This is a genomic window from Neisseria sp. P0021.S006 (assembly GCF_051956895.1).
Map to the genome: position 1 here is coordinate 1 of NZ_JBQCWZ010000167.1, position 2,141 is coordinate 2,141.

General features: G+C 45.6%; 2 protein-coding genes and 1 other RNA gene. All 3 read right to left on the reverse strand.

Annotation, left to right across the window (positions count from 1 at the left end; genetic code table 11):
- The coding region (locus ACTHUM_RS12055; RefSeq protein WP_440402967.1) for a type II toxin-antitoxin system RelE/ParE family toxin at positions 1-364 on the reverse strand (364 nt) is incomplete at its 3' end.
- 31 nt (positions 365-395) lie between these two features.
- Positions 396-1,619 carry a tyrosine-type recombinase/integrase gene (locus tag ACTHUM_RS12060; RefSeq protein WP_107810594.1) on the reverse strand — a complete coding sequence of 408 codons (1,224 nt, stop codon included), beginning with the start codon at positions 1,617-1,619 and terminating at the stop codon, positions 396-398.
- A 278-nt stretch (positions 1,620-1,897) separates the two neighbouring features.
- Positions 1,898-2,141: a transfer-messenger RNA gene (ssrA, locus tag ACTHUM_RS12065) on the reverse strand; the annotation flags it as partial.

The window sequence follows — 2,141 nt, forward strand, 5'->3', positions numbered from 1 at the left end:
GCTGTATCTCCGTGAAAGTGCCGTTTGATTTGGCTTGTTCTATGTCGGTTTCCGTCATTGCCAAGATGATGGCGGCGGCTTTCTTTAATTCTGCAAGTTCTTTGTCCGTGATGTTTTCGCGGTCGTTCTTGGCAAAGGCAGTCATGAAAAACGCCCGTTCCCCACGTCTGAAAAATATCAGACTACGATAACCGCCGCTTCTGCCTTGTCCTTGCCTTGCTATGCGTTGCTTGATAACGCCGCCGCCTAAATCTGCGTCTATCACTCCTTTATCTGCCCGCTCTACCGCTTCTATCAGCTCGGAATCGCTGATTTTGTGCTTCTTGGCAAATTTCGTTATCCACTGGTTTCTAAATATCCGCATGGTTTTCTTTCGTAATGCTTAAGATGATAGTTTATTCTGCCGTTTCCTGCAATATGCCTGAATGTGCTTTCAATTCATCAAGATAATCAGCCCATTTTTGAACCATATCGGCGCGCTGTTCTAAATATTCCGCATGGTTATAGGCTGCCCTTGTCGTGTTGGGGTCTTTGTGGGCTAGTTGTCGCTCTACCCAATCGGCGTTATAGCCCATCTCATTCAATATCGTGCTGGCTGTATGCCTAAAGCCGTGCTGTGTGGTTTCTTCCAAGAATCCCAGACGGTCTAATGCTTTTCGTATTGCTCCCTCGCTCAAGGGCTGTTTTTTGCTGGTGTTACAAAATACATATTCATAATGCCCGGTTACTGGTTTCAAGCCGTCCAGTATTGCTAAGGCTTGGCGGCTCAAGGGGACAATATGGTCTATCTTGTTCTTCATGTTTACGCCGTCTTTATAGTATTGCTGCTCCTCCCAATCAATTTCACACCAGCGCAATAAACGTAATTCGGAAGGGCGGGCAAATACATAAGGGGAAAGCTGTAATAGGGCGCGTGTTTGCGGAAAGCCAGCGTAACCGTCAAAAGCTCGTAACATCTCGCCTATCCTTTGCGGGTCTTTAATGAAGCGGTAATGTTTCTGTTCCACCTTTGCCAGCTCTCCCCGCAATTCGGCGGCGGGATTGAATAGGCTCAAGCGAAGTTTCACGGCATATTTGAAAACTTGGTTTACTACGTCATAAATTTTTTGTGCCGTGTCATATTTCCCCGCCGATTCCAGCCTCTGTAACAGTCCTAAAACCTCAAGCGGCATGATTTCGTCTATTTTGCGTGTTGCAAGGTCAGGGAAAATATGAAGCTCAAGGCTGCGGATAACTCTTTGTGCATGGTCGGGCTTCCATTTATTCGGCTTTGCTACTTGGTCGCTGTGCCATTTGCGCGCAATAGCCTCAAATGTGTTTTTTAGCTGCTCTGCCTGCCTCTGTGCTTTGTCTTGCTGGTGTAGCTTAGGGTCTATCCCTTTTGCTATTAGCCCGCGTAATTCTTCTCGTTTTTCTCTTGCTTCTTTTAAGCTGATTTCAGGATAGACACCCAATCGCATTTCATCGCGTTTGTTGTCGCTTGGCCGGTAGTAACGAAAACGCCAGTATTTGCCGTTTCCCCTTGCTTGAAGATATAACCCTCCGCCGTCTGATAATTGATTCGGCGGTTGTAGTTTTTTGCATTGGCTATCTGTAAGCGGTAGCGTCTGTTTAGGCATTTTTAATCCAGTTTGGGGTAACTTTTAAAAACTCATTAAGCTATTGTTAATAATTGGTTTTATGGACTTTTGGGGTAACTTGTTTAAAAAAACAGGGCTAATTTGCCCACTTTTCGGTCTTGTTTTTTGGGTAACTCATGAAAAGTTACCCTAAAAGTTACCCCATAAATGATGAAAACTCAAGCATACGCCAGCATATTCAAGGTAATAAAAAAGCCTTGAAACCGTTATGGCTCAAGGCTTTATGCGTATTACAGGATACTGCTGAAAATAGGGTATGGTGGAGGCGGGGGGAATCGAACCCCCGTCCGAAAGTCCTCTACAGAGCGTTCTACATACTTAGTTGTGTCTATTTAGAATCTCGTCCCCATCATGCCGACCAACAGGCCTTCAGGGAACCAGTTACCTTAAATCTCGTTTCCTGCCAAGTAACCCGACAGAAAACCAGTCAATGTAGAATGACGTTGCGGTAGCTTGCGCTACACAGCCCATTGACCAACTGCTGCAACGGCAGGCCTTAAG

What these genes read in the sequence shown, in the direction of transcription:
- ACTHUM_RS12060 (WP_107810594.1), bottom strand. Translation starts at nt 1,619, where the DNA reads ATGCCTAAACAGACGCTACCGCTTACAGATAGCCAATGCAAAAAACTA.